Annotated in this window: 4 protein-coding genes; 1 reads left to right on the top strand and 3 read right to left on the bottom strand. The window is 68.0% G+C overall.

Annotated features, from left to right (window positions below; all coding sequences use genetic code 11):
• The first annotated feature begins 44 nt into the window (after nucleotides 1-44).
• Nucleotides 45-233, top strand: coding sequence for a hypothetical protein (locus Y704_RS0104690; RefSeq protein ID WP_026549252.1), 189 nt, complete (start codon nucleotides 45-47; stop codon nucleotides 231-233).
• A 60-nt stretch (nucleotides 234-293) separates the two neighbouring features.
• Here Y704_RS0104690 and xdhC read toward each other — a convergent pair whose 3' ends face one another.
• Genes xdhC through Y704_RS0104705 form a run of 3 tightly spaced genes read right to left on the bottom strand, consistent with a single transcriptional unit; the run spans nucleotide 294 to nucleotide 5097 of the window.
• Complete coding sequence (gene xdhC, locus Y704_RS0104695) at nucleotides 294-1100, bottom strand: xanthine dehydrogenase accessory protein XdhC (RefSeq protein ID WP_026549253.1); 807 nt, start codon at nucleotides 1098-1100, stop codon at nucleotides 294-296.
• An 11-nt stretch (nucleotides 1101-1111) separates the two neighbouring features.
• Nucleotides 1112-3529: a xanthine dehydrogenase molybdopterin binding subunit gene (gene xdhB / locus Y704_RS19015; protein WP_051476698.1), complete on the bottom strand. Its 2418-nt coding sequence runs from the start codon at nucleotides 3527-3529 to the stop codon at nucleotides 1112-1114.
• The gene (locus Y704_RS0104705; RefSeq protein ID WP_026549254.1) at nucleotides 3526-5097 is read right to left on the bottom strand and encodes a xanthine dehydrogenase small subunit; all 1572 of its coding nucleotides are present in this window, start codon (nucleotides 5095-5097) and stop codon (nucleotides 3526-3528) included. Before Y704_RS0104705 ends, xdhB begins: the two co-directional genes overlap by 4 nt.
• Between the last annotated feature and the right edge of the window lie 82 nt (nucleotides 5098-5179).

The raw sequence follows: 5179 nt of genomic DNA on the forward strand, positions 1-5179 counted from the left end.
TACCGCCCGCCGGAGGGTAGCCTCGCACCATAGGAAGGTAGGTCATGCAGAAATCGACGCGAATCGCTACGCTTGTCGTCTTGCTGGTCGCGCTCGGTCTTCTTGCCTTTGCTCAATGGCTTCCGGCGTTGGCGTTCCTGCCCGTCGGTACAGTGATGCTGCTGTGGGATGGGCACCACTTCTCGACAACTCTCCCGCGGAAGTCACGGGAGAGTGAGCCGCCCTACGAGTGACGATCCGGAGCAGGTAACGCCGACCCTGCGGACGCTGGCTGTCGTGGCTGAGCCAGTGCTTCAGTCCTCGGGATTCGACGCGAGAAGCTGAAGCAGCCTTGCCGCGACACTGACGGCGATCACGGCCGGCGCCTTGCCGGTGATCTCCGGGAGTCCGATGGGACAGCTGATGCGATCGACGTCGGCCGCCGCGTGCCCCTCGGCCAGCAACCGGACACGGAACCGGGACCATTTCGCGCTGGAGCCGATCAGGCCGACCGACCCCAGATCGCCCCGGCGCAGCGCGGCATCGCACAGGAGGAAATCCTCGGCATGGTCATGGGTCAGAATCAGCACATGTGAGCCGGCCGGCAGCCCCCCCAGCACCGAGTCCGGAACCGGGCTGTGGACGGGGTGGACGTCGGCAGACCCTCCGGTCACGTCGGAGAGCTCAGCAGGACTTACCTGATCGGCGCGGCTGTCCACCAGCTGCAGGCGAAGGGGCAGCCGGGAGAGGATCCGGGCCAGCTCGTGGCCGACATGGCCCACTCCGAACACTGCGACGGTGGGCCGGGGCAGGAACGGCTCCAGCAGGACGTCGACCACGCCCCCGCAGCACTGCTTTCCATGCCGGGTCACGGCATGCTCGTTGAGCGGGAACGTAAGGCTTTCGGGCAGGGTGCTGCCGGCGTCGAGCATGGCCCGCGCTCGGTCCATCACCGTGGCTTCCAGGTTGCCGCCGCCGATGCTGTCCCAGGCGCTATCGGCACCGACCAGCATCTTTGCACCGGCCTCCCGGGGAGCATGGCCCCGCACCGCGGTGACGGTGGCGAGCACCCCGGGCCGGCTGCTCGAGCGCAGGAGCTGCAGTGCTTCCAACCAATCCATGTCAATCCATCTCAGTGCGCCGGGGCCGGAACCACTGTGGGAAACGCTGCGGGAACCGGCCCCACCTGCACACCAGGTGCCCCGGCATCCAGTGCCGCCTGGGCGTCCCGGGCCCGTGTGATGGCCCAGAAGACCGCCTCGGGAGTTGCCGGGCTGGCGAGTTCGACCTCCCGGTTCCCGGGACCGAAGGCCGCGGCTGCCTGGCGAAGCGCTTCGCGGACGCTGAAGGCGAGCATGATCGGCGGTTCACCGACCGCCTTCGATCCGTAGACCACGCCGTCCTCGGTAGCCTTTTCGAAGAGGTGGACGTTGAACTCCTCCGGCATCTCCGAGAAGCTGGGCAGCTTGTAGGTACTCGCCGACTGCGAGGCCAGGCGCCCGCGGTGCTGCCCGTCGGATAAGTCCCACCGCAACTCCTCAAGGGTCAGCCAGCCGGCTCCCTGGACGAATCCGCCCTCGATCTGCCCGACGTCGATCAGCGGCGACAGGCTGTCGCCGACGTCGTGCACGATGTCGGTCCGCAACTGGCGGTACGCGCCGGTGAACCCGTCGACCTCGACCTCCGAGACCGCCGCTCCGTAGCTGAAATACTTGAACGGCTCGCCCTGCATGCGGGCACTGTCCCAGTGCAGTCCTTCGGTACGGTAGTACCCTGCGGCCCAGAGGGAAATACGCTGGAAGTAGGCGTCCCGGGCCAGGTCCGCGAAGGCGATCCCCGGGTCGGAGAAACCGATCCCGGTGACCACGCCGTCGACGAACCGGACGTCGTCGGGATGGATGTTCAGCTTGCGCGCCGCCACCTCGGCCAGCCGGTCGCGGATCTGGTCGCAGGCGTTCTTCACCGCCCCGCCGTTGAGGTCGGCACCCGAACTGGCCGCGGTCGCCGAGGTGTTGGGCACCTTGTCCGTGCGGGTGGGAGCCAGCCGGACCAGGCGCAACGGCACGCCGAGCGCGGTGGCCGCCACCTGTCGCATCTTCGTGTGCAGCCCCTGGCCCATCTCGGTCCCGCCGTGGTTGATCAGGATCGATCCGTCCTTGTAGACGTGCACTAGCGCGCCGGCCTGGTTGAACGCGGTGAGGTTGAAGGAGATACCGAACTTCACCGGGGTGACGGCCAGGCCGCGCCGCAGATGGGGGTGCGACGCGTTGAACGCCTCGATCTGTTCCCGGCGGCGCTCGACGTCGGCGCGGTCGTGCAGCTCCTGCCAGATGGCATGGAGCCGCTCGGCGTGCCGGACCGGCTGGCCATAGGGAGTGCTCTGCCCCGGGACATAGAGGTTCCGCTTGCGCAGTTCGCCGGCGTCGATACCCAGCAGCGGGGCGCAGCGCCCCAGGATGTCCTCGATGACGAACATGCCCTGCGGCCCGCCGAAACCGCGGAAGGCTGTCTGGGAGGTCTTGTTGGTCCGGGCGATCCGGCCGTGGACCTCCACGTTGGGAATCCAGTAGGAGTTGTCGATATGGCACAGGGCCCGGGCCAGGACCGGCTCCGACAGGTCAAGGCTCCATCCGCCGTCGCTGGTCAGCGTTGCCTTGAGCGCCTGGATACGGCCCTCCTCGTCGAAGCCGGCTTCCCAGCGGGCGTGGAACGGGTGTCGCTTGCCCGAGAGGGTGATGTCCTGGGTGCGGTTGAGCCGCAACCGCACCGGCCGGCCGGTCAGCGTGGCGCCCAGTGCGGCGATGGCTGCGAAGCCGTGCGGCTGCATTTCTTTCCCGCCGAAGCCGCCTCCCATCCGCAGGCACTGCACCGTCACCTCGGAGCTGGTCAGCCCCAGGACGTGGGCCACGATTTCCTGGGTTTCGGTGGGGTGCTGCGTGCTGCAGTGGACAAAGACCTGCCCGCCCTCGTCGACGTGGACGAAGGAGGCATGGGTCTCAAGGTAGAAGTGCTCCTGGCCGCCGAACTCGATGTCGCCGCTGAAGCGATGCGCCGCGGCAGCCAGGGCGGTGTCCGCTTCACCCCGGGTGAGCGTCGGCTGGTTGCCCTGGAAGCTCATCGCGTCGATCGCTTCCGTCAGGGTCACCAGGGACGGCAGCGGCCGGTAGCCGACCTGCACTGCCTCCGCTCCGAGGCGTGCTGCCTCGAGGGTCTCCCCCAGCACCCAGCACACCGCATGACCGTAGAACATGACCTCGCTGGGAAAGAGCGGCTCGTCGTGCTTGATCCCGGCGTCGTTGATTCCGGGCACGTCGGCCGCCGTCAGGACCCGGACCACGCCGGGGACCTCCAGCGCCGCGTCGGTGCTCAGCGACTCGACCAGGGCGTGGGCGTGCGGCGCCTGGACCGGCCAGGCATGCAGCACGTTCGAGCTACGGACAATGAGGTCATCGGTATACAGTGCCTCTCCGGTGACGTGGAGGTCGGCGCTTTCGTGGGGAACGGGCAGACCCACTACGGGATTGACGGGGCGATTCGCGAGCGATTTCACCGGGTTACCTCCAGTGCGGCTGGTTGGGTCTGCGCGTAGAACCGGAGCAGGGATTGTTCGAGCATGGCCGAACGGTAGCGGGCGCTGGCCCGCAGGTCGTCGATCGGCGTGCCCTCGGTGGCCAGAACGGCCGAGGCTACTGCCACGACCTCGGAGGTCCACGGTTGGCCCTGCAGTGCCTCCTCGGTTCGAAGGGCCCGGATGGGAGTGGCAGCTACGCCTCCCACACCGATCCGCACAGAGGAGACGGTGCCGCCGTCGAGCTGGAGCGCAAGGCCGACGGCGACACTCGAGATATCGTCGAAGCGCCGCTTGGCGATCTTGTAGAAGGCCGTCTGTTCGGCGAGCGGCAGCGGAATCCGTACCGCGCGGAGGAGCTCGCCGGGCTTCCGAACGCTCTGGCGGTACCCGATGAAGTATTCGGCCAGCGCTACTTCGCGCTCGCCGTCCGCCGATGCCAGCACCACTGACGCGTTCAAGGCCAGCAGCGCCGGGGCGGAATCGCCGATCGGTGAGCCGGTGGACAGGTTGCCGCCGAAGCTCGCAGCGTTCCGGATGAGCCGGGAGGCGAACTGGGGAAAGAGCTGGTTCAGCAGCGGCACCCGCCCGTCCAGGCCACGCTCCACCTCGGAGAGGGTCAGCGCCGCGCCGATCTCGATCCGCTCAGCGTCCACAGTGAGCACCCGCAACGGTTCGAGCCGGTCGATCGCCATCACCAGGGATGGCCGGGAGTGCCGGAGGTTCACCTCCACGCCGAGGTCGGTGGCACCGGCCACCAGCTTGGCCTCCGGGTTCTGCCCGAGCAACCCGAACAGCTCCCCCATGGACTGCGGGCGGACGAACCGCGCACCGTCGGCCATTCTGCGCGTAGGTCGGGCAGCCGGTGCGGGGCTGTCCTGGCGCCGGAGCAGTGGGTCGGTTCCCTGCGGGGCACCGAGGGCGTAGGCGGCGTCGCGGATAGGCCGATACCCGGTGCACCGGCAGAGGTTCCCGCTCAGGGCGTGCAGGTCGAAGCCGTTGGGACCGCTCTCGTGGTCGGCGGCATGCTCCTCCCCGACCACTGAAGTCCCGGTCCGTGCGTGATCGCCCGATGCCGGGCCGTCGCCAGTTTCATTGGTTGCGTTGTTCGCGTTGTTCGAAGCCTGACCGGTCGAAGCCCCCGTGCTGCGCTCAGGCCGATAGTATTCCGCCGCCATCGAGCAGATGAAACCCGGCGTGCAGTAGCCGCACTGGGAACCTCCACGCTCCGCCATCTCCTGCTGGACCGGGTGCAGCTTCTTCACCGCGCAGGCTCCCGGTGCAGTACCGAGCCCCTCGGCTGTCACGATCTCCTGGCCGTCGAAGGCGAGAGCAGGAGGCAGGCATGCATTGACCGAGGTCCACCGGCTGCCGTCGGCGCCGTCGGGCCGGGAGACCATCACGGCGCATGCGCCGCATTCGCCCTCGGCGCAGCCTTCCTTGGATCCGGTCAGTCCTTCATCCCGCAGCCAGTCGAGAAGGTTGGTGTGCGGACCTACCCCGTCGCAGCTCCGCACCTGTCCGTTGACCGTTACCTGAATCCGTTCCATGCTGCTCCTCAACCTCTAGCTCCAACCCTTTGAACCGTTCAACCTTTGAACCGTTCGACTTCCGGACCGCCGGCGGGCGGGA

This window comes from Arthrobacter sp. Br18 (genome assembly GCF_000520555.1).
In the GTDB taxonomy this organism is placed as follows: Bacteria; Actinomycetota; Actinomycetes; order Actinomycetales; family Micrococcaceae; genus Arthrobacter_D.